25 protein-coding genes (1 of these 25 cut by a window edge) are annotated in these 24,496 nt (G+C 65.5%); 16 read left to right on the top strand and 9 right to left on the bottom strand.

The annotated features are described in order from the left end of the window. Positions 1-29: 29 nt before the first annotated feature. From gspE to SARO_RS13440, 6 genes are read left to right on the top strand one after another with little or no spacing between them, the layout of a single operon-like run. Positions 30-1,520, top strand: a complete 1,491-nt coding sequence (gene gspE / locus SARO_RS13465) for a type II secretion system ATPase GspE (RefSeq protein ID WP_041551200.1) — start codon at positions 30-32, stop codon at positions 1,518-1,520. Next, positions 1,520-2,749 (top strand): type II secretion system inner membrane protein GspF, encoded by a 1,230-nt coding sequence (gene gspF / locus SARO_RS13460; RefSeq protein ID WP_011446293.1) that lies wholly within the window; start codon positions 1,520-1,522, stop codon positions 2,747-2,749. Before gspE ends, gspF begins: the two co-directional genes overlap by 1 nt. Before the next feature lie 2 nt (positions 2,750-2,751). Further along, on the top strand, positions 2,752-3,219 hold the full coding sequence (gspG, locus tag SARO_RS13455; protein ID WP_011446292.1) for a type II secretion system major pseudopilin GspG: 468 nt from the start codon (positions 2,752-2,754) through the stop codon (positions 3,217-3,219). Between the two features lie 9 nt (positions 3,220-3,228). After that, positions 3,229-4,347, top strand: a complete 1,119-nt coding sequence (gene gspL / locus SARO_RS13450; RefSeq protein ID WP_011446291.1) for a type II secretion system protein GspL — start codon at positions 3,229-3,231, stop codon at positions 4,345-4,347. Continuing rightward, positions 4,344-4,823, top strand: a complete 480-nt coding sequence (gene gspM / locus SARO_RS13445) for a type II secretion system protein GspM (RefSeq protein WP_011446290.1) — start codon at positions 4,344-4,346, stop codon at positions 4,821-4,823. Before gspL ends, gspM begins: the two co-directional genes overlap by 4 nt. Next, positions 4,820-5,554, top strand: a complete 735-nt coding sequence (locus tag SARO_RS13440) for a type II secretion system protein N (RefSeq protein WP_011446289.1) — start codon at positions 4,820-4,822, stop codon at positions 5,552-5,554. The genes gspM and SARO_RS13440 overlap by 4 nt, the downstream gene beginning before the upstream one ends. Positions 5,555-5,557: 3 nt before the next feature. Here SARO_RS13440 and SARO_RS13435 read toward each other — a convergent pair whose 3' ends face one another. Together SARO_RS13435 and nhaA are read right to left on the bottom strand one after the other, a co-directional pair. Further along, positions 5,558-6,013, bottom strand: a complete 456-nt coding sequence (locus SARO_RS13435; protein WP_011446288.1) for a Dps family protein — start codon at positions 6,011-6,013, stop codon at positions 5,558-5,560. 101 nt (positions 6,014-6,114) lie between these two features. After that, positions 6,115-7,287 carry a Na+/H+ antiporter NhaA gene (nhaA, locus tag SARO_RS13430; RefSeq protein WP_011446287.1) on the bottom strand — a complete coding sequence of 391 codons (1,173 nt, stop codon included), beginning with the start codon at positions 7,285-7,287 and terminating at the stop codon, positions 6,115-6,117. Between the two features lie 127 nt (positions 7,288-7,414). On the opposite strand from nhaA, the gene SARO_RS13425 reads away from it, so the two are divergent. The 5 genes from SARO_RS13425 to SARO_RS13405 all read left to right on the top strand — a co-directional run bounded on the left by SARO_RS13425 (position 7,415) and on the right by SARO_RS13405 (position 13,533). Then, the gene (locus tag SARO_RS13425) at positions 7,415-8,881 is read left to right on the top strand and encodes a glycosyl transferase family protein (protein ID WP_011446286.1); all 1,467 of its coding nucleotides are present in this window, start codon (positions 7,415-7,417) and stop codon (positions 8,879-8,881) included. Further along, on the top strand, positions 8,881-9,984 hold the full coding sequence (locus SARO_RS20270; RefSeq protein WP_049759397.1) for a hypothetical protein: 1,104 nt from the start codon (positions 8,881-8,883) through the stop codon (positions 9,982-9,984). Before SARO_RS13425 ends, SARO_RS20270 begins: the two co-directional genes overlap by 1 nt. A gap of 76 nt (positions 9,985-10,060) precedes the next feature. Further along, on the top strand, positions 10,061-10,975 hold the full coding sequence (locus tag SARO_RS13415; RefSeq protein WP_011446284.1) for a sulfite exporter TauE/SafE family protein: 915 nt from the start codon (positions 10,061-10,063) through the stop codon (positions 10,973-10,975). A gap of 26 nt (positions 10,976-11,001) precedes the next feature. Continuing rightward, entirely contained in the window at positions 11,002-11,724 is a 723-nt protein-coding gene (locus tag SARO_RS13410; RefSeq protein WP_086000214.1) for a TIGR02186 family protein, read from the top strand. 99 nt (positions 11,725-11,823) lie between these two features. After that, the gene (locus SARO_RS13405; RefSeq protein ID WP_011446282.1) at positions 11,824-13,533 is read left to right on the top strand and encodes an ATP-binding protein; all 1,710 of its coding nucleotides are present in this window, start codon (positions 11,824-11,826) and stop codon (positions 13,531-13,533) included. A gap of 48 nt (positions 13,534-13,581) precedes the next feature. Here SARO_RS13405 and SARO_RS13400 read toward each other — a convergent pair whose 3' ends face one another. The 3 genes from SARO_RS13400 to SARO_RS13390 are packed head-to-tail and all read right to left on the bottom strand — an operon-like array spanning position 13,582 to position 16,062. Further along, entirely contained in the window at positions 13,582-15,027 is a 1,446-nt protein-coding gene (locus SARO_RS13400; RefSeq protein WP_011446281.1) for an MATE family efflux transporter, read from the bottom strand. Positions 15,028-15,031: 4 nt separating this feature from the next. Next, entirely contained in the window at positions 15,032-15,547 is a 516-nt protein-coding gene (locus SARO_RS13395) for a YceD family protein (protein ID WP_011446280.1), read from the bottom strand. Beyond that, on the bottom strand, positions 15,544-16,062 hold the full coding sequence (locus SARO_RS13390) for a ubiquinol-cytochrome C chaperone family protein (RefSeq protein WP_011446279.1): 519 nt from the start codon (positions 16,060-16,062) through the stop codon (positions 15,544-15,546). Before SARO_RS13390 ends, SARO_RS13395 begins: the two co-directional genes overlap by 4 nt. A gap of 202 nt (positions 16,063-16,264) precedes the next feature. Here SARO_RS13390 and SARO_RS13385 point away from each other — a divergent pair, with 202 nt between their 5' ends. From SARO_RS13385 to SARO_RS13365, 5 genes are all read left to right on the top strand, one after another. Continuing rightward, positions 16,265-16,759: an outer membrane protein assembly factor BamE gene (locus SARO_RS13385; RefSeq protein ID WP_011446278.1), complete on the top strand. Its 495-nt coding sequence runs from the start codon at positions 16,265-16,267 to the stop codon at positions 16,757-16,759. Between the two features lie 45 nt (positions 16,760-16,804). Continuing rightward, the gene (hslV, locus tag SARO_RS13380) at positions 16,805-17,362 is read left to right on the top strand and encodes an ATP-dependent protease subunit HslV (RefSeq protein WP_011446277.1); all 558 of its coding nucleotides are present in this window, start codon (positions 16,805-16,807) and stop codon (positions 17,360-17,362) included. A 96-nt stretch (positions 17,363-17,458) separates the two neighbouring features. After that, positions 17,459-18,760, top strand: coding sequence for an ATP-dependent protease ATPase subunit HslU (hslU, locus tag SARO_RS13375; protein ID WP_011446276.1), 1,302 nt, complete (start codon positions 17,459-17,461; stop codon positions 18,758-18,760). Next, on the top strand, positions 18,757-19,233 hold the full coding sequence (locus SARO_RS13370) for a GNAT family N-acetyltransferase (protein ID WP_011446275.1): 477 nt from the start codon (positions 18,757-18,759) through the stop codon (positions 19,231-19,233). The genes hslU and SARO_RS13370 overlap by 4 nt, the downstream gene beginning before the upstream one ends. Positions 19,234-19,241: 8 nt before the next feature. Further along, positions 19,242-19,442 (top strand): DUF1737 domain-containing protein, encoded by a 201-nt coding sequence (locus tag SARO_RS13365; protein ID WP_011446274.1) that lies wholly within the window; start codon positions 19,242-19,244, stop codon positions 19,440-19,442. 65 nt (positions 19,443-19,507) lie between these two features. Here the strand turns inward: SARO_RS13365 and atm1 are convergent, their stop codons facing one another. The 4 genes in view from atm1 to SARO_RS13345 are tightly spaced (at most 54 nt apart) and all read right to left on the bottom strand, a layout consistent with a single transcriptional unit that may run on beyond the window. Continuing rightward, positions 19,508-21,334, bottom strand: a complete 1,827-nt coding sequence (gene atm1, locus SARO_RS13360; RefSeq protein ID WP_011446273.1) for a heavy metal ABC transporter ATP-binding protein/permease Atm1 — start codon at positions 21,332-21,334, stop codon at positions 19,508-19,510. A 54-nt stretch (positions 21,335-21,388) separates the two neighbouring features. After that, positions 21,389-22,324, bottom strand: coding sequence for an aspartyl protease family protein (locus tag SARO_RS13355; protein ID WP_011446272.1), 936 nt, complete (start codon positions 22,322-22,324; stop codon positions 21,389-21,391). A gap of 53 nt (positions 22,325-22,377) precedes the next feature. Continuing rightward, positions 22,378-23,892: an oligosaccharide flippase family protein gene (locus SARO_RS13350; protein WP_011446271.1), complete on the bottom strand. Its 1,515-nt coding sequence runs from the start codon at positions 23,890-23,892 to the stop codon at positions 22,378-22,380. After that, a protein-coding gene (locus SARO_RS13345) for a glycosyltransferase family A protein (protein WP_011446270.1) crosses the window boundary here: on the bottom strand, positions 23,889-24,496 show its 3' portion. The gene runs 445 nt beyond the window's last position; only the last 608 of its 1,053 coding nucleotides appear in the window; its start codon lies off the right edge, out of view; it ends in the stop codon at positions 23,889-23,891. The genes SARO_RS13350 and SARO_RS13345 overlap by 4 nt, the downstream gene beginning before the upstream one ends.

Here is a 24,496-nt window from a genome sequence, read left to right as displayed (position 1 = left end):
TCGTGGAGGCGGGCGAAGACATCGAGGGCATGACCGTTGCGGTCGCGCAGGCCGGGCCTGCGATGCCCTATGCCTTCGCGCGCGACCGCGGCGTCCTCGTGGAAAGCCTGAACGACACCGAGGTTACGGTGGCCCTGCGCGAGGGCGGCGATCCGCTCGCGTTGCTCGAAATCAGGCGCGTACACAAACGACACCTAAACGTACACGAAGTGACCACAACCGAGTTCGAGAAGCTCCTCGCCACGGCCTATGCGGTCGACGGGGCGGCGGCTGCGGTGGCCGGCGACATGGGCATCGCGGGCGACGCGCTCGACCCTCTCGCGCTCGGCCTGCCGACCGCAGAGGACCTCCTCGACAGCGCCGATGACGCGCCCGCGATCCGCCTGATCAATGGCCTGATCGCCGAGAGCTTGCGCCAGGGCGTGTCGGACATCCACATCGAACCTTACGAAACCGCGCTTGTCGTGAGGATGCGGGTCGATGGCGTGCTGACCGAGAAGCTGCGCATGCCGCCGCATGTCGCGCCGGTGCTGGTGAGCCGCATCAAGGTCATGGCGCGGCTCGACATTGCCGAACGGCGCGTGCCGCAGGACGGCCGTATCTCGTTGAGCCTGGGCGGAAAACTGGTCGACGTGCGCGTCTCGACCCTGCCCAACCGCGCCGGCGAGCGAGTGGTCATGCGCCTGCTCGACAAGGAAAATGCCGGACTGGACCTCGTCCATCTCGGCCTCGACCCCAAGTCGGAAGACGTCCTGAGCCGGGCCCTGGCGGAGCCAAACGGCATCGTGCTGGTGACCGGCCCGACGGGTTCGGGCAAGACGACGACGCTCTATGCGGCGTTGCGCGGCCTCAACGATGGCGCGCGGAATATCCTTACTGTTGAAGACCCTGTGGAATACGCTGTGGATGGCGTCGGCCAGACGCAGGTCAACGCCAAAGTCGGGCTGACCTTCGCGGCGGGATTGCGCGCGATCCTCCGCCAGGACCCGGACGTGGTCATGGTCGGCGAAATCCGCGACCGGGAAACCGCTGAAATCGCGGTGCAGGCGTCGCTGACCGGCCACCTCGTGCTGTCGACCGTGCATACCAACGACGCGGCCGGCGCGGTCACGCGCATGCGCGACATGGGGGTGGAGCCGTTCCTGCTGGCATCGACCCTGCGCGCGGTGATCGCACAGCGGCTGGTGCGCCGGCTCTGCCCGCATTGCCGCGAGGAGCGTGTCCTCGACGCGGGAATGGCCGAAGTCCTCGGTCTTGAGGCGGGCAGCAAGGTCCGTGCCGCACGCGGCTGCGCAGAGTGCGGCCAGACCGGATACCAGGGCCGTATCGGCGTGTTCGAGGCGCTGCGGGTGGACGATGCGATCCGCCAGATGATCCACGACAATGCCGACGAGGCGGCCATCGCGCGCCATGCCTTCGCCGATGCGCCGACCCTTGCGGGATCCGTGCGCCGCCTTGTCGCCGAAGGAGCGACGAGCCCCGAGGAAGCGGCACGCATCATGCGGCGGGACGGGGCCTGATGGCACGGTTCGCCTATCTCGCCATCGACCCGAAGGGCGCGGAAAAGCGCGGTGCGATCGAGGCTGCCAGCGAGGCCGCCGCGCGCGAGAAGCTGGTGGCACGGCAATGGTTCGTCGTCAGCTTGAGCCCGGATGCGGCCGCTTCGGCGCGACGTGCCGCCACTTCCACCAGCGGTCTCGCGCTGTTCGCTTCAAGGCTCAACGCCAAGCAACTGGCGCTTTTCACGCGGCAGCTTTCGTCGCTGATGGTTGTCAGCCCGCTTGAGGAAACGCTTCGCACGATCGCGCGGCAGACCGAAAAGCCCAAGGCGCAGGCGATCCTCACGAACGTCCATGCCGGTATCGTCGAGGGCCTGCCGCTTGCCGAGGCCATGCGACGCGAAGAGCCGAGCTTTCCGCCGATCTACCGTGCGATGATCGCGGCGGGCGAGAATTCGGGAAGCCTCCCTGCCATTGCCGACCGTCTGGCCGACATGCTGGAGCGGCAGGCGCAGGTGCGAGGCAAGATCATTGCCGCGCTGGCCTATCCCATCGTGCTGTCGCTCGTCGCCATCGCGGTGGTGACCGGGCTGATGATCTCCGTCGTGCCGCGCGTGGTCGAGCAGTTCGACAATGCCAGCCGACAGTTGCCCATGCTCACCCGCGTGGTGATCGGCATCTCTCAGTTCCTGAGCGCCTGGTGGTGGGCCGTGCTGGCGGCGCTGGCGCTGGCGGTTGCCGGCTTCGTGCGGGCGCTGCGCAATCCGGCTTTCCGCCTGCGTTTCGACGCCGGGCTGCTGCGACTGCCATTCATCGGCAAGCTGATCCGCGACGTCCATGCCGCCTCGCTCGCACGCACGCTGGCCACGATGATCGAGGCACGGCTGCCGCTGGTAGATGGACTTCGGCTGGCGACCCGGACGGTCTCGAACGCGGTCCAAGCCCGGGCGCTTGGCCAGATCGGGGAAAAGGTGCGGGCGGGCGGATCACTTTCGACCGCATTGCGCGAGGCAGGGACTTTCCCGCCGCTGCTGGTCTACCTTGCCGCGAGCGGCGAGGCGGCAGGGCAGCTCGGCACGATGCTTGAGCGCGCCGCCGATTATCTCGAACGCGAGTTCGAGGCGTTCACCGCTGCGGCGATGGCGCTTCTCGAACCTGCGATCATCGTTGTCATGGGCACGCTCGTCGCGCTCATCATCCTCGCCATCCTGCTGCCGATCCTGCAGCTTCAGAACCTGACCGGACTGTGAAAATGACCGACCAAACCGTGATTGACGCCCCTGAGACCGAGGAAGAGCGCCGCCGCAACGGCTTCAGCCTCGTCGAACTGATGGTCGTCATCTTCATCATCGGCCTGCTGGCGACGGTGGTCCTGATCAACGTCCTGCCGAGCCAGGACAAGGCCATGGTGGTCAAGGCCCGCAGCGACATTGCGACGCTGGAACAGGGCATGGAGATGTACCGGCTCGACATGGCAAGCTACCCCGGCCAGTCCGAGGGGCTCAATGCGCTGAAGACGCCGCCCGCAAACCTTTCCATGCCGCAGAACTACCGTTCCGGCGGCTATGTGAAGGATGTTCCGATGGACCCCTGGGGACACCCCTATCAGTACCAGGTGCCGGGGCGCGACGGGAAGCCGTTCGAGATCTTCTCGCTTGGCGCCGACGGCCAGCCGGGCGGCAGCGAGCTGAACGCCGACATCTACGCTGGGCAAAAGTGATCCGGGTACGTGGCACCTGCCGTTTCCCCTGCTGACGGTCTGATCGTCCTGCTGCCAGCCTCGCCCGACGAGGCGTGGCGCTGGTGGCGCGTGGAAGCCGATGGCATCGGTGCGGAACAGTTCCTCGACGGGCCGCTGGGCAATGCGCCGTGGGGCGAGACCGGCTCCGTGACGGTGCTGGTTCCTGCGGCGGATGCGCCGGTCATCGACAAGCCGATGTCCGCCATGCCCGTTGCCCAGGCGCTTGCTGCGGAAAGGCTGGCGCTGGCTCAGGCGGGGCTTGCGGTAGATCATCACGTCGCCGTTGCCGAGCATCGCGGTCGGCTGCTTTCGGCAACTGTCTCAGCCGCCGACATGGACCGCTGGATCGCCGATTTGTCCGGTCTCGGGCTCGATCCCGAATCCATCATACCGGCTGGACTGGTCCTGCCGCGCGATGATGACCGGCTGGTCCTTGGCACGCTTGGCGGGCAGCTTCTGGCGCGGACACCCGGGGTGGCGTTCGCTGGCGAAGAAGCGTTGGTGATGACGCTTGGCGCGGGACTTGAGCAGGTTCTGACCGAGGAAGAGCGGATCGCGCAGAGCCTTGCCGCGATCCATGCCGCGCCGCCGCTGAACCTGCGGCAGGGAGCCTATGCGGCCAAGCGGGTTTCGGTCTTTCGCACCGCCGACTGGCTGGGGCTGGCGCGAATGGCGGCCATTGCCGCGCTTCTCGGGCTGCTGCTCATGCTGGTGTGGATCGTGAAGTGGAACATCGACAGCTCGGCGCTGGAAAGCCGTGCGCTGGAAATGGCGCAGGCCCGCTTTCCGGCCGCGACCGATATCGACACGGCCGAACGCCTGTTGAACGCGGAACTCGCCCGGCGCGGGCAGGGCGGAGCGAGCTTTGCCGCGCCTGCCGCAGCTCTGCTTGAAGCGATGCGGGCGGTGCCGGCAGTCAGGCTGCGCGACCTGGGCTATGCGCCGGACGGCACGCTGCGCTTCACTGCCGCCGCGCCGCGTGCCGATGATGTGAACGCGGTGCTGATCGCCTTGCAGAACGAGGGTTGGAAAGTGACAGTGCCACCCGCGCTTGCGCCCGATCCGACCGGCGCGACCGTCGCCGCGATCACCGTGAGGGCGCCATGAGGAGCGGTTTGAACGTGTGGTACGGCGGCCTGACGGCGCGCGAGCGGGGCCTTGTCAGCGTCGCTGGCGGGCTGGTGGCGTCGATCGTCCTTGTCTACGGCATTGTTCTGCCCGTGGGGACCGCGCTTGACGATGCGGCAGACCGCCATCGCAACGCAACGGAGCGCGCAGGACGGATCGAGGCGCAGATCGCCGCGTTGAAAGCGGCGCCGGCCGGGAAGACCGCAGTGCTGGCGGGGCCGGTCGAACAGATTGCCGGGGCCAGTGCGCAGGAAGCCGGGTTCGTTGTCCAATCGAACCAGCGTCGCGGTTCCGACATGGCGGTAATCCTCATCCCGACGGCGCGCCCTTCGGCGGCACTGGCGTGGCTGGACGGGCTGATGGCGCAGGGACTGGCGGTCGAGCAACTGACCATGACACCCGCGCCGGACGGCAGCGTCTCGGTCAACGTCACCTTGCGACGGAGCGGATCGTGATCGGGCGATGGATCTTTGTTCGCGAGCGGGTCTTCTCGCGGCGCGGCAGGATTGCGCTCGCGATGCTTGTCGCCCTGGCGCTCGTCGTACTTCTCCCGCTGCGGCTGGTGCTTGGGTTGGTCGCCCCGGAAGGCGTCACGGCGCGATCCGTCGAGGGGCCGGTCTGGAGCGGACGAATTGCGGAACTCAGGGCCGGACCGTTGCCAATCGGCACTGTCGATGCCGGAGCCGATGCGCTGCCGCTTATCCTCGGCAGGGTGGGCTTCCGGCTTTCACGCGAAGGTGCAACCCCGTTTTCGGCGAAGGCATCGCTGGGTCTTGGCGGTTACCGGCTCGCCGATGTGAACGGGACGGTCGCCTTGCCCGACGGACTGGGCACCCTTCCCGTGACCCAGATCGGATTTGGCGACTTCAATTTGCGAATTGCCGATGGCAGTTGCGTCGATGCGGGCGGCTCGATGAGCCTTACGCTGGCGCCGCCCGGGTCGCTGCTGCCCGGTACTATCGCGCTGTCGGGCAAGGCTCGATGCCAGCGAGGGGCGCTGGTCGTGCCGATGCAGGGACCGGAGGGAATGGAACGCTTCACCCTTCGCTTGAACGCTGACGGCCGTTGGGAGGGAGACCTGGTGTTGATGGGCCTTCCCGCCGAAACGGCAGGGCCGCTGATGCAGGCAGGATTTGCCGCTCGTCCCGGTGGCGGTCTGGGCCTCAGGACGAGCGGCGCCTTCTGAAATTCAGGCCAGCGTCTGGGTAAGGAACCACACGCGCTGCTGAGCCTGGTCGGTCCAGTCGTCGGCCATGCCTTCGGTCGCGTTGTCGCCGGCCTCGCCAGCGGCCGCCTTCGCTTCGCGGATGCGTTCGACAAGGCGGGCGTTGTCGTCGCGCAGGTTGCGGACCATTTCCATTGCATCGACCGAAGCGCGGTCATCGTCTGCGATCGAAGAGCGGGCGGCGATCGCGGCAATGCCGGTCAGGGTTTCGCCGCCGTTCTTGCGCACGCGTTCCGCGATGATGTCGGTCAGGGCGAAGAGTTCGGCGGCCTGTTCGTCGAACAGCAGGTGAAGGTCGCGAAACTGGCGGCCTGCAACGTGCCAGTGGTAGTTCTTGGTCTTGAGATAGAGCGTGAAATAGTCGGCCAGAAGCCCGTTCAGGCTATCGATCAGGGCCTTCCTGGCGTTGTCTCCGGGCATGGTGTTCCCCTTTCATGATTCCGGTTGGATGCGCTGTTTATACGCCGTCCGGTCTGAAAGGTTTCACGCAACGTCATGCGTAGTTTGATCGAATTTATCGATCAAACTACCGGCCGGCCGGAGCCGCGCAGGACCAGGAGCCCGGCAAGGGCGGAGACAAGCGAGCCGCCGAGGATGCCGAGCTTGGCTTCCTCGACCAGCATCGGCGTTTCGGGGAACGCGAGCCCGGCGATGAACAGGCTCATCGTGAAGCCAATCCCGCACAGGAGGGCGATTCCCCAGAGATGGCGCAGGCTTGCCCCTTCGGGCCGGTGCGCGAAGCCCAGGCGTTCGGCAACGAGGATGCTGCCGAGAATGCCGAACTGCTTGCCCAGCAGAAGACCCATCGCGATCCCGAGGGGGAGGGCGGGGCTTTCACCGAAGTCCGCCCCAAGCGCCACGCCGGCGTTCGCAAGGCCGAACAGAGGCACGATGACGAACCCGTTCGGTGCGACGAGGGCATGCTCGAGCCGGAGCAGCGGACTGTCGTGACGGCGGTTGAGCGCAAGCGGGACAGTCATTGCGGCAAGGACGCCGGCGACCGTCGCGTGGATGCCGGAATGCAGCACTGTGTACCACAGCGCCACGGCTCCGGCGAGGTAGGGCAGGAGGGCGCGGACGCCCATGCGGTTGACCAGGACGAGCGCCGCGAGGATCAGCGCGCTCGCGCCGAGCCAGGCGAGCTTGAGGCCCGAGGTGTAGAACAGCGCGATCACGACCACCGCGCCGAGATCGTCGACGATGGCGACGGTCAGCAGGAACAGCCGGAGCGAAGGCGGCAGCCCCCGGCCGACGAGAGCCAGTACGCCGATCGCAAAGGCGATGTCGGTCGCAGACGGGATCGCCCAGCCGCGATGCAGGGCGGGCTGGCCAGCCGTGATCGCGAGATAGATGAGCGCGGGCACGGCCATCCCGGCCACTGCGGCAAGGACAGGCAACCTGCGGCGGCGGGCGTCCGACAGTTCGCCGGCAAGGACTTCGCGCTTGATCTCGAGGCCGACGACGAAGAAGAACACCGCCATCAGGCCGTCGTTGATCCACAGGTGAAGCGTGTCGAGCTTGGCGACCGGCGTCCATGGAAGCGGGTGATGGAACAGGGCATGCCACGCCGCGGCGAGGGGCGAATTGGCGATCAGGAGCGCCAGCGCCGCGCATGCGATGAGGACGATGCCGGGCGCGGCCTCGCTCTGCGCCAGTTTGCCACGAATCGCTGCAAAGCCCTCAATTCCAGCCATTCTCGAATTATTCCCTGGTTCACGAAACGCGCCAAATGGGCATACCTTGGCTCTTGTGCCCACTGGAGGGGGGCGGGTCAAACCGCTGCCGCCAGCGTCGGGATTCGCAAGGGGGCGGGGCGGGCTTTTGAGGACATGGCTTGCCGATAGTGCGTATCAGTGGCTCGCCGTTCTCGAGCATGAGCTTCTGTTGTTCGCGGCGGTGTGGTTCGCGATCGGGGCGGCTGACGAATTGGTCATGGACGGGATCTGGCTCTGGCAGCGCCTGACCGGCGCGGGCCCGACCGGGCAACTGGCCGGCAACGGTCGCGACAAGCTTTCCTCCATGGCAGCGGTTTTCGTGCCAGCCTGGCGGGAGTCCGCCGTGATCGGGCCCATGGTCGCGCATTGCCTTGCGGTCTGGCCGCAGGAAGATTTGCGGATCTACGTGGGATGCTACCGCAACGACCAGGAAACGCTGAATGCGCTGACGATCGTCAGCGAGGACCCGAGGGTCCGGGTGGTCGTCCATGACCGTGACGGACCGACCACCAAGGCAGACTGCCTCAACCGTCTCTACCTCGCCATGCGCCAGGACGAACGGCGCAGCGGACAGCGGATCGGCTTCATTGTGCTGCATGACGCGGAGGACATGGTCCATCCCGCAGCCCTCGCACTGATGGATCGGGCGCTTGATACGGTCGATTTCGTACAACTGCCGGTGCGTCCCGAGCCGCAGGCATCCTCGCCGTGGGTCGCCGGACACTACTGCGACGAGTTCGCCGAGGCGCACGCGAGAGACATGGTGGTGCGCGATCATATCGGGGCCGGGTTGCCTTCGGCCGGCGTCGGATGTGCGTTCTCGCGCGCCGCGATCGAGCGCATCGTGGCGGTGCGCGGAGGCGCCTTGCCGTTTGCGGCGGACTGCCTGACGGAAGACTACGAGGCGGGCATGCTGGTCGCCGAGACAGGTGGCCGTTCGCGCTTCATCAGGGTGCGCGATGCGCGCGGGGAGCTTGTCGCGACCCGGGAGTTCTTTCCCGATGGCCTTGCAGCATCGGTGCGGCAGAAGACGCGCTGGGTGCACGGGATCGCATTCCAGGGTTGGGATCGGCTGGGATGGAACCGGTCCGCCGGAGACCTGTGGATGCGCCTGAGGGACAGGCGGGGGCCGCTCGTGGCGCTGGTTCTGCTTGCGGCATACCTGGCCTTGCCGCTGTGGCCCATCGTGAGGTTCGGCGAGATGGCGGGCTTCGTCGTGCCGGTGCCACCCGGCCCAGTGCTGAAGGGTCTGCTTGCCTTCAACCTTTGCAGCCTGATCTGGCGGCTAGTCGTCCGGGCGCTGTTCACCGGCAGCGAGTACGGGTGGATCGAAGGTGTACGGTCGGTTTTCCGGTTTCCCGTGGGCAACATCATCGCGATAATGGCCGCGCGCCGCGCTGCGGTGGCTTATGTCCGGGTGCTTTTCGGGGGAGCGCTTACCTGGGACCACACACTACACTGCGCACACCCGGTGCAGGCCGGGGTCGGCCTTGCCAGCCACGCTAGTTCGACCCAACGCCCACGGCGGCCTGCAAGCAGCGGTCTTGTCCCGGCGGCGCTGGTCGGCAACTGATGGTGCGCGCCGCGTCAGGCCGGCGCGGACAACCGGTACTGTTCCTGGCGCTGATCATCGCATCCTGGGCAACGGCGAGGATATCGATGTGGTCTTCGCCACTCGCGCCGACGGTTCATGCCGCCGCGCGTGAGGACATTGCAGCGATCCTTGCGCAGCGAGCCTCGACTGAACGCGGTCGCGCATCGGACCATGAGGCCGTGTCGGCATCGTCGGGATTTGCCTTTGCGGGCCAGGATGGCGCGGAAGCCCGACCGCGCACAGCCGATGGCGATGGGCTGACTGACAGGCAGCGGGCTGAGCCTCCAGGGTGGTACCTGCACGAGCGAGGTCTTTTGTGGCGGGTCAATCCCGGCATTGCGCCGCCGCCCGATCTCCGCCCGCAAGCCGAGGCTGCAGAGGGCGAGTATCAGGACCCGGCGGTGTTCAAGGACGATCCGCGGTGGACGTTCGACAGGTGGCTGCTCATGCGGGCGGGGAGCGGCGATGCGGCACAAGCGCCGGGGGCGGCGTCGTATGGCGCCAGTCAGGCGGGAGCGATCGCGCGGTTCCGGCTCGGTCGTGGAGCGCCGCGCGAAAGCTATGTCTATCTGCGGACCTCGCTCGCGATCAATGCGCCGGCAAAGGACAAGGAAATCGCCATCGGCTTCGGGATGCGACCGATCGCGCGGGTGCCCGTGCGCGTCCTGGCGGAAGCAAGGCTCCAGGATTCCAGCCAGAGCGCTGTCCGAATCCGCCCTGTGGCGACGGTGATCAGCGAGCTTCCGTGGCAGCGCCTGCCCTTCGGGTTTCGCGGCGAAGCCTATGGCCAGGCGGGCTATGCCGGCGGGCGCGACGCCACGGCGTTCTTCGATGTCCAGGCCGTTGCCGACCGGCAGTTGGATGCCCTTCTCCCCAAACGCATGGACTTGCGGATTGGGGCAGGGGTCTGGGCCGGGGGTCAGAAGGGGGCGGTCCGCGTCGACGCGGGGCCGCGCGTGTCGTTCCGGATGAACCTTGGCGAGGAAGTGCCCAGCCGCATCGCGCTGGATTGGCGGTTCCGCCTGACGGGGAATGCGCGCCCCGGTTCGGGGCCGGCGCTGACGATAGCCTCCTCGTTCTGAGCCTGCGCGCTTTTTGGTGCAAATCCGCCGCGCGGGGTTGCTGGCAAGTGATGTGCAGCCTAGCGTCGGACCGGCAATGGACGTCTATCTTCCCATCGCGAACCTGTCGGTCAACGGGCTGGTCATCGTCGGACTTGGCGCGTTGACGGGGCTGCTTTCGGGCATGTTCGGCGTTGGCGGCGGTTTCCTGACGACGCCGTTGCTGATCTTCTACGGTGTGCCGCCGACAGTTGCCGCCGCATCGGCCGCCAGCCAGGTAACGGGGGCGAGCGTTTCCGGCGCCTTTGCCCATGCCCGGCGTGGGGGAATCGATTATCACATCGGTGCGGTTCTGGTCGCTGGCGGGGTGATCGGCACGGGGCTTGGTTCACTGCTTTTCCGGCTGCTGCAGGCGCTGGGCCAGATCGATACGGTCATCAACATTCTCTACGTGCTGCTGCTTGGCGGGATTGGCGGCCTGATGGCGCACGAGAGCATGACCGCGCTCCGGGCGCAGAAGGCCGGCATACCGGTCCCCGCGCGCAAGCGCCGGCACCATCCACTGGTGGCAAGCCTGCCGCTGCGCTGGCGGTTCTATCGTTCGGGCCTGTACATTTCCCCGCTGGCCCCGCTGCTGCTCGGCATGGCGACAGGCATCCTGACGATGCTCATGGGCATCGGTGGCGGGTTCATTCTGGTGCCGGCCATGCTCTACATTCTCGGCATGGGGGTAAACGTCGTCGTCGGGACGTCGTTGTTCCAGATCCTGTTCGTGACCATGGCGACCACGATGATGCATGCGCTGACGACGCGGGCGGTGGATATCGTGCTGGCGGTCCTGCTGCTGGTGGGATCGGTTACGGGGGCCCAGGTCGGGGCGCAATTCGCGCAGAAGGCCAAGCCTGAGCAACTGCGCCTCATCCTTGCGGTCATCGTCCTGCTTGTCGCCCTGCGCATGGCACTTGGCCTCGGCTACCGGCCGGACGAGATCTATACGGTCGTGCCGTTGTGAAGCGGCTGTTTGCCCTTCTTGCCTGCATGCTTCTGCTGGGCGCGCGCGATCCCATTCTGGTGCCGGAGATATCGCAGCACGAAGTTCAGGTGCGACAGGGTTTTACCGGCGCCGACCTGATGCTGTTCGGTGCGATCCTCAGTCCCGAGGGAACGCGGGCGGCGCAGGACTACGACATTGTCGTCGTCCTCGAGGGACCGGTTCAATCCATCGTGCTGCGCGAGAAGCAGAAGATCGCAGGCATCTGGATCAATGTGGATTCGGTCGAGTTCCGCTCCGCCCCCAGCTACTTTGCCGTCGCCTCGTCGCGCCCGATCGAGCGCATCGTCGACGACAAGACCGCCGCGATCTACGAACTGGGTCTCAAGTGGCTGCAACTTTCCCCCATCGGCGTGATCGATCCGGTCGAGCAGCACCGCTTTGCCGCCGGTTTGGTTGACCTCATGCGTCGCCAGGGCCTCTATCGCGAGGACGAAGGGGGCGTCACGATCAGCGGTCAGGTTCTCTACCAGGCGCGCATACGCCTGCCATCCAGCGTACAGACAGGCACCTACACAGCCGAAACATTTGCAATCAGGGGCGGCAAGGTGGTGGCGTCCGCGATCACGCGGGTCGAGGTGCGAAAGCAGGGCTTCGAGCGATTCGTGGCAGTCGCCGCCGAGGACAATGGTTGGCTCTACGGCCTTTTCGCCGTGATTGTCTCTGTCGGCATGGGCTGGATCGCAGGCAGGCTCTTCGCCCTCGTCTGAGCCCGGACCATTCCGCTGGTGACGGAAAGTTTAGCCCATTTTAACCTGAAACCCCTAACTCTCGACGCCAATTCGAATGACCGAGGGGTTTGCGGTTTTATGTCCGACATGGGAAAGCAGCAGTTCAACGCGGACATGGCTGTCGACAATGATCGCCAGATCACTCTGCCGCCCTTGGCTGCTTCCCAGACCGCCGCAAGTGTCGACAATGCGCATCGGCCGATCGGCTTCGTGCGCGAGATCGCAGGCTCCAGTTCGGCCATCGCGCTCGACCTGACAAGGCTCGAGGAATGCTCTGCTGATGTCGATCCCTCGGTTGCCATGTCGGGCAAGGTGGGCAGCCAGATCAAGATCCGGGTCGGCAACTCCTGGCTGCTTGCCAGTGTCAGGACGCAGCGCCAGGACGTTGCCGTCGAAGGCGGCGTGGTTGCACAGATCGACTTCCTTGGCGAAGGCGAGGAGGAACGCCTTACCGGCCGGATCTATGGCTTCCGGCGCGGCATTACGCGCTATCCGGTGCCCGGTGCCCTCGTCTATCCCGCGACGAGCCACGACCTGCGCCAGATTTATGCCAGCGACGGGCGTACCAACATCTCCATCGGTACCGTTTTCCCGACGCGGGATATCCGCGCAGGGCTCTACGTCGATGCCCTGCTGGGCAAGCACTTTGCGCTCCTGGGATCGACCGGCACCGGCAAGTCCACCGCGGCGGCGCTCATCCTTCACAGGATCTGCGAGATGGCACCGGCCGGCCATATCGTGATGATCGATCCGCACGGCGAATATTCGAGCGCGTTTCGCCAGACCGGGCAATTGCTGGACGTCTCCAATCTGCAGATGCCCTACTGGCTGATGAACTTCGAGGAGCACTGCGAGGTTTTCGTCACGTCGACCGGCGCGGACCGGCAGATCGATCTCGACATTCTTGCCAAGTGCCTGCTCGCGGCAAGGCAGCGCAACCGGCTGGCGGAGCAGATCGGCAAGATTACAGTCGATTCGCCGATCCCGTATCTTCTTTCGGACCTGCTCAACATCCTCCAGAACGAGATGGGCAAGCTCGACAAGGGGACCAACTCGATCCCCTACATGCGCCTGAAGACCAAGATCGAGGAGATCCGCAGCGATCCGCGATACCAGTTCATGTTCTCGGGCATGCTCGTGGGCGACACGATGGTCGAGTTCATCTCAAAGATTTTCCGAATGCCCGCCAATGGCAAGCCGATCTCGATCATCGACGTGTCGGGCGTCCCATCGGAAATCACGTCTACCGTGGTCGCGGTGCTGAGCCGGTTGGTCTTCGACTATGCCATCTGGGCGCGCGACGAGGAGACCCGGCCTGTGCTGCTGGTCTGCGAAGAGGCGCACCGTTACGTTCCCAACGAGAGGAACACGCGCGGCTCTTCGGTCGGCGACATCCTTTCCCGGATTGCCAAGGAAGGCCGAAAGTACGGTGTGTCCCTGGGCCTGATCACGCAGCGACCGTCCGACCTTGCCGAAGGCGTCCTGTCGCAGTGCGGCACCATTATCGCGATGCGTCTGAACAACGAGCGGGACCAGGCCTTCGTCAAGGCCGCCATGCCCGAGGGTGCCCGTGGGTTCGTCGACACGATCCCGGCGCTGCGCAACCGTGAATGCATCATCTCCGGTGAAGGCGTGTCCATACCCATGCGCGTCTCGTTCGACGAACTGGAGGCGATGAAGCGCCCGGCGTCGAACGATCCTTCGTTCTATGAATTGTGGAGCAAGGCCGATGCCGACGACCGTGCGGTTGAACGTACGGTCCAGCGCTGGCGGGCACAAAGCCGCTGATGTGCATCGCCTATGGCGCGCCAACGATGGCGCGCCATAGGCGGTCGGTCAGAGTGCCGGCGCCATGCGACCTGCCGGGTCGGCGTCGGCGTGGGTTTCCTCCTCGCATTCCTCGTCAGGCACTGCTCGCGTCCGCTCTCGCCAGAAGGGGCGGCTATAAGCGTAGACCGCGAGCGCGACGGCCACCGCCGAACTGACGGGGAAGGCGAGCCACAGGGCATCCGCACCCAGCGTCGGGTAGAAGGCGAAATAGAAGCCCAGGCGCACCGGATACATGGCGATGGAGAGGATGATGAGCGGTGTCCACACAACGCCGCCCGCACGCATCGTGCCGAACAGCACCATGGTTATTCCGAACAGCAGGTAGCTCCAGCTTGCGAGGAACTGGATGTGGCGGGCCTCGTCTACCGCCGGGCTGGCCGATCCGAGGAACAGCTCGAGCGCGGGCCGGTCGAACAGCAGGATTGCGGCGCACAGCGCACCGGTGACGGTCAGGTTGAGCAGGACGCCGGAGCGTGAGATCCGGCCGAGACGCTCGTCGAGGCCCGCGCCGATGGCCTGCGCGGCCATGGCGCTGACAGCGGCAGAGATGGCCATGGCCGGCATCTGCAGGTAGGTCCAGAGTTGGAGGGCCGCGCCATAGGCGGCGCTGACCAGCAGGCCCTCGCGGTTGACGAGGCCGATCACGATGATGCCCGCCGCCGAAATGACGAGCATCTGCGCGCCCATCGGAAGGCCTTTCGTCAGGATGTAGCGCAGTTCGTCGCGGCGCGGCCAGAGCCAGGCGAGTTCCGCGCCCTTGAGGCGAAGGGGCAGGTCCTTGGCGTAGACGTAGGCAACGATGCCGGTCATCGAGACGAACGAGGCGATGGCCGTGGCCAGCGCCGCGCCCGCAATGCCCAACGGCTTGATCGGTCCGAATCCGCCGATGAGGAGCGGGTTGAGGATGACGTCGAGTACCGAGGACAGCACCATGAACTTGAGCGGTGTCGACGCATCGCCGCCACCGCGCAGGCCCATGCCGAGCATGACCGTGACCATGGAGGCCGGCATCGCGATGAATATCACGCGCAGGTAGGTCAACGCGTAGATGTAGGTTTCGCCCGGGGCGGCCATGGCCATCAGAAGGTCAGGTGCGAAGATCCACCCCAGCGTGCCCACGACCAGCGACAGCATCACGCAGAACCCGACCGCTGAACCGAACGTGCGGCGCGCCGCCAGAACGTCGCGCGCACCGAAGGCCTGGCCGATCTTCACGGTTGCCGCCATGCCGAAACCGAAGGCCGCCGCGAACACCAGGAACATGATCACGTTGGCGTTGGCGGTCGCGGCCAGGGCTCCTTCCCCCAGCATCTGCCCCACCCAGATCGAGTTGATCGAGCCGTTGAGCGACTGGAGGATGTTCGAGGCCAGTGTCGGCGCGGAGAACAGGACCAGCGTCTTCAGGATCGGGCCGCTGGTAAGATCGCGGCCTCGGCCGTGGGGAGGGGCCAAGGGGTCAGTCCTTGCTCTTCAGCGCGGCAAGCGCGGCGAATGGTCCCGACGCGACTTCGCCGCCGAGTTGATGCTCCTTGCGGGCCTTGTCCGCATTCGGGCCTTCCGCAAACGGATCGATCGCAAGGGCAAGGCTTTGCGCCACGGCTTCGCCGAGGTCGAAAGCGGAGCCCTCGTATTCGATCTCGTCGCAGTCATCGGCGCTGATTTCCAGTTCCTCGTCCGGCACCAAAGTCTGTCGGGCGGGCACGAAACGCAGCGCGACCAGCTCGTCGATGGAAACCGGGAAGTCGTCGCCGGAAATGGCACAGGATTGGATGATCTTTGCAGTCAGCCGCCCTTTTGCCTCGACCGCCGTGCCTTCAAGGCAGAGAAGAAGTTCGGCGCGCATGGCGTTTATCGCGGGGATGCCGAAGCGGCCGGCCAGGCGGCGGCGAGCGGCCTCGTCCGGTTCGAGGACGACCGGCTGATCGGTAATCTGCCGCAGGTCGATGACGTGGGAAAATTCCGGTGCGCTCATTTTCCGATCTCCGCATCAAGAACGCGAAAGGCGGGGACAAGGTCCAGGCCGGCGGCGAAGGCGCGGACGCGGCGGGCCACCAGCAGCGGGTCGGTGCCTTCATGCAGCGTCACGTTCCGCGCGACTGCTTCGGCCATCACGGCTTCGTCTGCCGAGGCCAGGCCTTCGCGATATGCCCCAAGACGCCCACCCAGCACGCTCATCAACTGGCCCATGCGCTTGCCGACGACGAGGTCGCCGACGCCGCTTTCCCGCAACTGGCCATCCATGTCGTCGACGAACAGTTCGGTCAGGCGCACGGAAGGCTCGATCAGATCCTGATCCTTCTCCATCCGAATCAGTACGACCGACAGGATGAGCGTGATCATGTCGAATCGGCCGGCGACCGTGTCGGCCACGCCGCAATCCCGATACCATTCAGGTTCGCGCGCGATTTCCACGGTGCGGTGCCACAGGGGGCGGGCGACGGCCCTGTCGTCCTGCTTGCGGCCGAACAGCTTGCCGAGAAATGACATCGCGCGTTTTCCTTGGTCTTCCTGCCCGTTCAGGGGCGATTAAATCTGTACTGTCCAGCAAGGCCTTGCGGGCTGCCCTGACCTAAGCGGCGAGGGCGGCATTGCGGTATTGCCGATTGGACCCTAAGGGTCCGCCGATATAGGCTGTCCATTCCCGATGCAAACGGGCATGAGTGCGGCAGGATGTAAGCGGAGTTATCGAATGCGGAACAGTCGGCTGATGGTGCAGGGTGCGGCGGTGCTCGCCCTGGGCGTGCTGGCGGCGGGTTGTTCGAGCATCAAGGACCACCGCGGCTATATCATCGACGAAGCGCTTGTCGCCTCTGTCCAGCCGGGCGTCGACAACAAGCTCTCGGTCGAGCGTACGCTTGGCCGCCCCACGTTCACCAGCCAGTTCGGAAAGCAGACCTGGTACTACGTGGCGATGAACACCAAGCAGAAGCCGTTCAACCGTCCGAAGACCGACAACCAGTCGATCCTCGTGGTGGACTTCGACGCGCGGGGCAACGTTTCCTCGCTCACGCGGGAAGGCATGACCAAGGTGGTTCGCCTCTCGCCCGAAAGCGACAAGACGCCCACGCTTGGCCGTGACCGCTCGTTCTTCGAGGACCTGTTCGGCAACATCGGCGCAGTGGGCGCGATCCCGGGCGGCGGTGCCGGCGGGGCGACTGGCGGTTCGGGGCCGAACGGGAGCTGATCCGCGCCGCTTGAAATCCGTGTCCCGCGCCACATATCGCGCAGCATGGACGACAGCAGGGCGAGCCACGGCCTTATCCAGTGGCACGGCACCACCATCATCGGGGTGAAGAAGAACGGTCGCACCGTGATCGCCGGTGACGGACAGGTTTCCATGGGCAATACGGTGATGAAGCCGAACGCCCGCAAGGTTCGCCGCATCGGTGACGGGAAGGTCATCGCCGGGTTCGCCGGCGCGACCGCCGACGCATTCACCCTGTTCGAGCGGCTGGAGCGCAAGCTTGAGCAGCATCGCGGTCAGCTGATGCGCGCCGCCGTGGAACTCGCCAAGGACTGGCGCACCGACAAGTACTTGCGCAATCTCGAAGCGCTGATGATCGTGGCCGATGCGGACACGATGCTCATCCTTACCGGTAACGGCGACGTGCTGGAGCCCGAGGGCGGGATCGCCGCGATCGGATCGGGCGGCAACTATGCGCTGGCCGCAGCCAAGGCGCTGGGCGACTACGAGGACGACGCCGAGAAGATCGCTCGCCGTGCCATGCAGGTGGCAGCCGAAGTATGCGTCTTCACCAACGACCGCGTGACGCTGGAAGAAATCTGACCCCGTTTTACCCCGTTCGTGTCGAGCGAAGTCGAGACACGCCAGCGCCAGGGTGTCTCGACTTCGCTCGACACGAACGGATCTTGTGAGATTGCCATGAACGACTCCCTTACCCCCAAGGCCATCGTCCGCGCGCTGGACGAACATATCGTCGGCCAGACCGCCGCGAAGAAGGCCGTGGCCGTGGCACTGCGCAATCGTTGGCGCCGTCAGCGGCTGTCCGCCGACCTGCGCGACGAGGTTTCCCCCAAGAACATCCTGATGATCGGGCCCACCGGCTGCGGCAAGACCGAGATCAGCCGCCGCCTTGCCAAGCTTGCCGATGCGCCGTTCGTGAAGGTCGAGGCGACGAAGTTCACCGAAGTCGGCTATGTCGGCCGCGACGTTGAGCAGATCGCGCGCGACCTCGTGGAAGAGGCGATCCGGCTGGAGAAGGAGCGCCGCCGCGACGCGGTGCGGGAAGCCGCCAGCAAGGCGGCGATGGACCGGCTGCTCAAGGCGCTGGTCGGCGATGGCGCAAGCGAGGCGACGCGGGAAAGCTTCAAGGCGCGGCTTTCGGACGGCTCGATGAACGACGTCGAAGTGGAAATCGAGGTCGAGGATGCGCCATCGATGCCGATGGAAATACCGGGCATGGGCGGTGGGATCGGCATGATCAACCTCAGCGACATGATGGGCAAGGCTTTCGGCAAGCAGAACCTCAAGCGTCGCAAGATGCGCGTGGTCGATGCCTGGGACAAGCTGGTCGACGAGGAAGCCGAAAAGCGCATGGACCAGGACGATGTCGCGCGCGAGGCGATCCGCAACGCCGAGACCAACGGCATCGTCTTCCTTGACGAGATCGACAAGATCGCAGTTTCCGACGTGCGCGGCGGTTCGGTGAGCCGCGAGGGCGTGCAGCGCGATCTCCTGCCGCTGATCGAGGGCACGACGGTCGCCACCAAGTACGGCCCGATGAAGACCGACCACGTGCTGTTCATCGCGAGCGGGGCGTTCCATGTCGCCAAGCCTTCGGACATGCTGCCCGAACTCCAGGGGCGCCTGCCGATCCGGGTCGAGCTGAATGCGCTGTCGGAAGACGATTTCGTGCGCATCCTGTCGGAAACGCGGGCCAATCTCGTCGAGCAATACCGCGCGCTGATCGCGACCGAGAACGTTACGCTGGACATCACCCCCGCAGCGATCCGCGCGATTGCCCGCACCGCCGCGCAGGTCAACGAAAGCGTCGAGAACATCGGCGCACGGCGCTTGCAGACGGTGATGGAAAAGCTGCTGGAGGAAGTGAGCTTCGACGCCGAGGATCGCGCGGGCGAGACCGTCATGGTGGACGAGGCCTACGTGGCCGACAAGCTGGCCAACCTTGCCGGCAACGCGGATCTTTCGAAGTACATCCTGTGACGGTCAGGCTGGTCCCGGCCACGAATGAGCACTTCGCGCGAATACTGGCGGGGGAGAGGCCGGACGCAGGCGTGGCTCCGCCTGATACTCCGGTGGCGGAACCGGAGGTGCTGGCCATGCTGGCGGGACTGGCCGGCCAGATTGCAGAGGCATTTTCGCCTGCTGCCTGGCTGATTGTGGCGGATGACCAACTGGTGGGACTGCTGTCGGTCACTGCCGTTCCAGATGATGGCAGGTTGCAGATCGGGTACGGCATCGCGCCGGGCGCGCAGGGACGTGGTCATGCTACGGCAGCGGTCGCGGCGTTGCGCGAATGGGCCTTGCGCGACCATCGCCTGCGCGCTCTCCTTGCCGAGACGCGGACGGACAACATCGCCTCACAACGGGTGCTTGAGCGCAACGGCTTCGTGAAGATCGGCGAACGACTTGACGAAGAGGACGGCGCGCTCTTCTGTTGGCAAGCCGATTGTTGAGGAAGCCGATGTACCAGACACCCGAAGACCGCCCGATCTACCGCCTTCTCACCGGCAAGGATGACCGTGCCTTCTGCGAGCGCGTGTCGGAAGCGCTGGCGCAGGGGTGGCGGCTCTATGGCTCGCCCTCGATCACCTATGATGGCGGCATGGACTGCATCAAGGTGGCGCAGGCCGTAGTCTGGCACGAGGCAGACGTGGTGAAATAAGCCCCGCCGTTCTGAAAACACTCGTCATTGCGCTGCGCAGCGAAGCAATCCAGAGCGGCAGGGCACTACTCCGCCGCCTCGCTGACTTCGGCGCTTTCCGCCGCCTGACGCGCCCACATCTCCGCATAGAGCCCGTCGCGGCGCAGCAGGTCGAGGTGGCTGCCTTGTTCGGCAAGCCGTCCCTGATCCAGCACAAGGATCGTGTCGGAATCCGCGATCGTCGAGAGCCGGTGGGCGATCGAGATCGTCGTCCGGTGGCTGGCGACGGCGCGCATGGTGGAGAGGATGTCCTGCTCGGTCCGGGTGTCGAGCGCGCTGGTGGCTTCGTCGAAAAGCAGGATCGGAGGATTCTTGACCAGCGTGCGGGCGATGGCAACGCGCTGCTTCTCGCCGCCTGAAAGCTTGAGGCCGCGCTCTCCGACTTCGGTGTCATAGCCCTGCGGCAGGCGGGCGATGAAGTCTGCGATGGCGGCGCCCTTTGCGGCTGCGTCGACTTCGGCCCTGCTGGCGCCATCGCGGCCATAGGCGATGTTGTAGCCGATGGTGTCGTTGAACAGCACCGAATCCTGCGGGACGATGCCGAGGGCAGCGCGCAAGCTGGTCTGAGTGACATGGGCGATGTCCTGGCCGTCGATCAGAATGCGCCCTTCCCACGGATCGTAGAAGCGGAACAACAGCCGGGCGATTGTCGACTTGCCCGCGCCCGAAGGCCCGACGATGGCGACGCGGCTTCCGGCGGCCACCTCAAACGAGAGGCCGTGGAGAATCTCGCGGTCACGGTCGTAGCCGAACACGACATTGTCGAAGGTGACCGAAGGACGATTGACCACCAGCGCAGGGGCATTCGGAACGTCGGCCACTTCGATGTGGGTGTCGATCAGGCGGAACATTTCGGCCATGTCGATCAGCCCCTGCCGGATCGTGCGATAGACCATTCCGAGCATGTCGAGCGGGCGGAAGAGCTGGGTGAGGTATGTATTGACGAAGACGAGGTCGCCCACCGTCAGCTTGCCTTGCGACCAGCCATAGACCGTCCAGGCCATTGCGCCCGCCATCAGCAGGTTCACGATCAGCGCCTGCGCGATGTTGAGCAAGCCGAGGCTGTTCTCGCTCTTCACCGCGGCATCGGCATAGGCGCGGGCAGCGGAGGCATAGCGTGCCTCCTCACGCGATTCCGCACCGAAATACTTCACCGTCTCGTAGTTCAGCAGCGAGTCCACCGCGCGGGCCAGCGCCTGTCCGTCGAGGCGGTTCATCTTTTCGCGCAGGTGCGTGCGCCATTCGGTGATGGTGCGCGTCGTCCAGACATAGGCGATGACCGCGAGGATCGTGGCCGTGACGAGGCCGAGGCCGAAGTTGAGCCAGAAGATCACGATCACGGCGGTCAACTCGATCACCGTCGGCGCGATGTTGAACAGCAGGAAGTAGAGCATCGTGTCGATGCTCTTGGTGCCGCGCTCGATCACCTTGGTCACCTCGCCGGTGCGGCGGGCAAGGTGGAAGCGCAAGCTGAGCTTGTGCAGCCGGGCGAACACGTTCTCCGCCAGGTGACGTGTGGCGTCCTGGCCGACACGTTCGAAAACGATGTTGCGCAAGTTGTCGAAAAGCACCCCGGAAAAGCGGCCAAGCGCATAGGCCAGTACGAACGCAAGCGCGACCGTGAGCGCAGGCTGCGCCCCACCGCCGAGCGTCATGGCGTCGACCGCCTTCTTGTACGCGAAGGGCAGGGCCAGCGTTGTTGCCTTGCCCAGCAGCACCATGAGGATCGCGCCCACGACCCGCCGTCGCAGTACCGCGTTGTCCGCCGGCCACAGGTAGGGCAGGAAGCGCTTCAGCGTCTGCCAGCCATCGTGCCGGGCATCTTTCGGATTCGTTGCGGTTTCGGGAGGCATGGTCTCCAGATAGTGTGCTTGCCGCGCCGCGCCACCCCAAATGCTCTTGTCCCGCTAGAAGGGCAGGCCATCCTTGTCCCAGACAACGATGCTGCTCGGCATGTCGAACATGATCCGGCGGGCGGGAAAGTCGATCGCCACGCGGCTGAACAGGCGCAGTTGCGACATGCCCATCAGCAGCGCCGGACGCGATGCAAGGCCGAGGCGCTGGAAGGCAGGGGAATCCGCGAAGGCCACGACGGTATTGTGGAGCCGCAGGCCGTCTATGTCGATCATCCTCGTCACGATGAGGTCGGCACTGACCATCTGGCCGGTGACCGAATAGAGGGTGGTCGTCTTCCCTTGATTGCGGCGAGCCAGGGCGCGCTGCAGTGCGGGGTTGCCGATCGATCCATCCGAACCGGTGTCGATCACGATATCTGTGGTCACGCCATCTACCAGGGCATTTGTCATGATGAGCTGGCCGGATTTGCGCCTCGCCTTGACGACGATGTCGAAGCCACTCAATCCCGTGCGCTTCCTGGCCTCGTCGACGATCATCCGGTTGCGTCCGAAGTCCAGCAGGACGCGTTGGTCCTGCAGGCTGTCGAGGCCCACGATGCCGTCTGCCCCGATGTGCCGGCCTTCCAGGAGCGGGGCGCTCAGGCCGTAAAAGGTACGGCGCCCGAGGCTCAATTCCGCAACATCGACGAGTTCGACTGCCTGGCTTCCCGCCACGCCGACGATCACGCCATTGCCGGTGACGACGAGCCCGAGCGTCGCCGCAACCTGGCGCGAGAGCACGGTGCGTTCGGAGCCGGTGTCGATAAGGAAGTCGAACGGTCCGTTTTCGCCGATGCGGACCGGGACGGTCAGCCGATCGTGCCGATCACTCTCGAACTGCACGAGTTCGGCGGTGGAGGCGGTTTGTGGATCGTCGGCAGCGCGGACGGGGGCAATGCAGATGCCCAGCAAGGCTGTCAGCGCCGACTTTGCGAGTCTGTGCGGCATGACCATTCTCCCGCAGGAGATGATACGCCTCTGCGCGACGTTCGGCCAGCGATTCAGCGTGCGGGCAATTGCCCGCCGGTTCGGCGGCTGGCCAACGTGCTGGCGGCCAGTTCAACCAGTTCGCGATGCAATGGATGGGCAGTCACGACCAGCGCGACAAACCACAGAGCCACGCCCGCGCAGGCCGTTGCAAGGACCTGCAGGAAGCCGGCCTCCCCGGGAGGCGCCCAGAACACGAAACCGGCGAGTGCCGGGACGATGGCTGCGACTGTCGCAACCGCGCCTTTCATCCAGGTCGCGATCAGCGGGCGCGCGCCAAGGCCTACCGACCTGCATAACAGGGGCGCGTACATCGCAACCCAGACTATGCCGTGGATGGCGCGCGAGATTGCGACCCAGAGCAGTCCGAAGGGAGCGGTGACGGCGAGGAGCGCGATGGACGCAATGGTTTCAAGAACCATAACCCGCATGAGCGTCCGGTGCCGGCCGAGCAGCAGGGGAAGATCTGCATTGAGCGGAACCGCGACCTGGAACATCTGCGCAAACGCCACCCAGGCAAGCAATGGGGCTGCTTCCATCCAGCGCTCGCCATAGAGCAGGCGCACGACCGGATCGGCCAGCACCGCGATCCCCGCCATGGCCGGCCAGGTGACGCCGGTATAGGCGGCGACTACGCGCAGATAGGGTGGGCCGAGCGGCTCGCCGCTGTCGCGAAGGCGCCGGAACGCCGGGTAGAATACGCCTGTCACCGCCCCCGCAATCAGCGTCCGCAACTGGAGGGCCAGGCCTGTCGCGCGCGAGAAAAGTCCAACGGCGGCGTTGCCGACCACCGCGCCCAAGGCAAGTTCGGGCGCGCGTGAGGATACGGTCTGGCACACCACCTGTACGGTGTTGGTCCCTCCCAGCGCGAGGACTGCCCTGGCCTCGCTTACGCGAAGCGGCCAGGGAAGCATGCCACCCGAGCGCCATTGGCTGATGACGAGCCGGGCTGCCTGCTGGGCGAACGCGCCCCAGGCCAGGGCGAGAGCTCCGTATCCAAGAAGCGCGAGGACCAGTGCCGTTGCCGCGTTGGCGACCGACGAACCGATCTCGATCATCGCATTGGAGCGATAGTCCATGCGCCGCTGGCAAGTCGCCTGCGGGACGATGGCCAGCGGGACAAGTAGATAGGACGACGCCACGATCAGCGTGATGCCGAACAAGGCCGGGTCCGCATAGAATGCCGCGATCGGCCATGCGGACGCAAGCGCGAGCAGAGCTATACTCCAGGCGAATGCCACCGATATGGTGAACGCCATCCGCAGCTTCTCGGGCGTAAGGTCCCGTTCGCCGTTGACGTAGCGGGTTACGCCGAAGTCCTGCAGGAAAGCCACCAGCGTGACCGCGGCAAAGGCGATCGAGAATTGTCCGAGTTGTGCCGGCGTGATGAACCATCTGGCCAGCACGATGCTCGTCGCGAACTGCATCGCGAACGAAAGGTATTGAGACACAAGCGCCCACAGGGCCGCCGCCCTGACCGACATGGCGGGAGCCGTGTTCCCTGTTGGCGGGTTCGGCGTTCGCTTCACCCCTCGATCTCCACGAAGCTGGTGAACATGGCCGATCCGCCCACGCCTGAACCGCCGCGACTGTGCGCCCGTCTCCGCCAACGCAGCATCGGCCTCGCCAGGGAGGGGAATAGTTGCCAGACGAGAAACGCGAGGCGCCAGACCGGGCCGCCGACCATCTGGCCTGCTGCCACCGATTTCTTCAGCTCCGCGATTCCCTTTCGCGCGTCCCCGTCGATGATGCGATCCATCGCGTGCTCGAAATCCAGGGAAGCGCGATTATCGGCGATGAGGCGTTCGATCAGCTCACGCTCCGGTCGGTCCGGTGCAAGGAGTGAGCGGGCCTTCTCGTATACCTTGATGTTGCCGAGAAGCATCCTGCCCGCGTTGCTGGAAGCCGAGCCAGGGCGTACGCGGTAATCGCCGAGAACCGCATCGACATAGTGCGCGTGTCCGCCCAGCATCATCAGCCTGACCCACAGATCGAAATCTTCGGATTGCGCCATGGTCGTGTCGAAGCCGCCGACCCGCTCGAAGTCTGCCCGGCGAAAGGTCGTCCCGATATAGACGTTGAAGGAACGATCGAGCACGTCGGCGAGTGAGCCCTTCGTGCCGTCGCCGCTGC

This window comes from Novosphingobium aromaticivorans DSM 12444, assembly GCF_000013325.1.
Lineage (GTDB): Bacteria > Pseudomonadota > Alphaproteobacteria > Sphingomonadales > Sphingomonadaceae > Novosphingobium > Novosphingobium aromaticivorans.
This window is presented reverse-complemented; position numbering and strand designations above follow the sequence as displayed.

Coding starts and splice junctions, on each gene's coding strand:
- gspG (WP_011446292.1), top strand. CDS start 2,752: ATGACCGACCAAACCGTGATTGACGCCCCTGAGACCGAGGAAGAGCGC.
- SARO_RS13385 (WP_011446278.1), top strand. CDS start 16,265: ATGCGGAACAGTCGGCTGATGGTGCAGGGTGCGGCGGTGCTCGCCCTG.
- SARO_RS13390 (WP_011446279.1), bottom strand. CDS start 16,062: ATGTCATTTCTCGGCAAGCTGTTCGGCCGCAAGCAGGACGACAGGGCC.
- SARO_RS13405 (WP_011446282.1), top strand. CDS start 11,824: ATGTCCGACATGGGAAAGCAGCAGTTCAACGCGGACATGGCTGTCGAC.
- atm1 (WP_011446273.1), bottom strand. CDS start 21,334: ATGCCTCCCGAAACCGCAACGAATCCGAAAGATGCCCGGCACGATGGC.
- hslV (WP_011446277.1), top strand. CDS start 16,805: ATGGACGACAGCAGGGCGAGCCACGGCCTTATCCAGTGGCACGGCACC.
- gspE (WP_041551200.1), top strand. CDS start 30: ATGACCGTTGCGGTCGCGCAGGCCGGGCCTGCGATGCCCTATGCCTTC.
- SARO_RS13355 (WP_011446272.1), bottom strand. CDS start 22,324: ATGCCGCACAGACTCGCAAAGTCGGCGCTGACAGCCTTGCTGGGCATC.
- SARO_RS13415 (WP_011446284.1), top strand. CDS start 10,061: ATGGACGTCTATCTTCCCATCGCGAACCTGTCGGTCAACGGGCTGGTC.
- SARO_RS13395 (WP_011446280.1), bottom strand. CDS start 15,547: ATGAGCGCACCGGAATTTTCCCACGTCATCGACCTGCGGCAGATTACC.
- SARO_RS20270 (WP_049759397.1), top strand. CDS start 8,881: ATGGTGCGCGCCGCGTCAGGCCGGCGCGGACAACCGGTACTGTTCCTG.
- SARO_RS13410 (WP_086000214.1), top strand. CDS start 11,002: ATGCTTCTGCTGGGCGCGCGCGATCCCATTCTGGTGCCGGAGATATCG.
- nhaA (WP_011446287.1), bottom strand. CDS start 7,287: ATGGCTGGAATTGAGGGCTTTGCAGCGATTCGTGGCAAACTGGCGCAG.
- gspM (WP_011446290.1), top strand. CDS start 4,344: ATGAGGAGCGGTTTGAACGTGTGGTACGGCGGCCTGACGGCGCGCGAG.
- gspF (WP_011446293.1), top strand. CDS start 1,520: ATGGCACGGTTCGCCTATCTCGCCATCGACCCGAAGGGCGCGGAAAAG.
- SARO_RS13365 (WP_011446274.1), top strand. CDS start 19,242: ATGTACCAGACACCCGAAGACCGCCCGATCTACCGCCTTCTCACCGGC.
- hslU (WP_011446276.1), top strand. CDS start 17,459: ATGAACGACTCCCTTACCCCCAAGGCCATCGTCCGCGCGCTGGACGAA.
- SARO_RS13435 (WP_011446288.1), bottom strand. CDS start 6,013: ATGCCCGGAGACAACGCCAGGAAGGCCCTGATCGATAGCCTGAACGGG.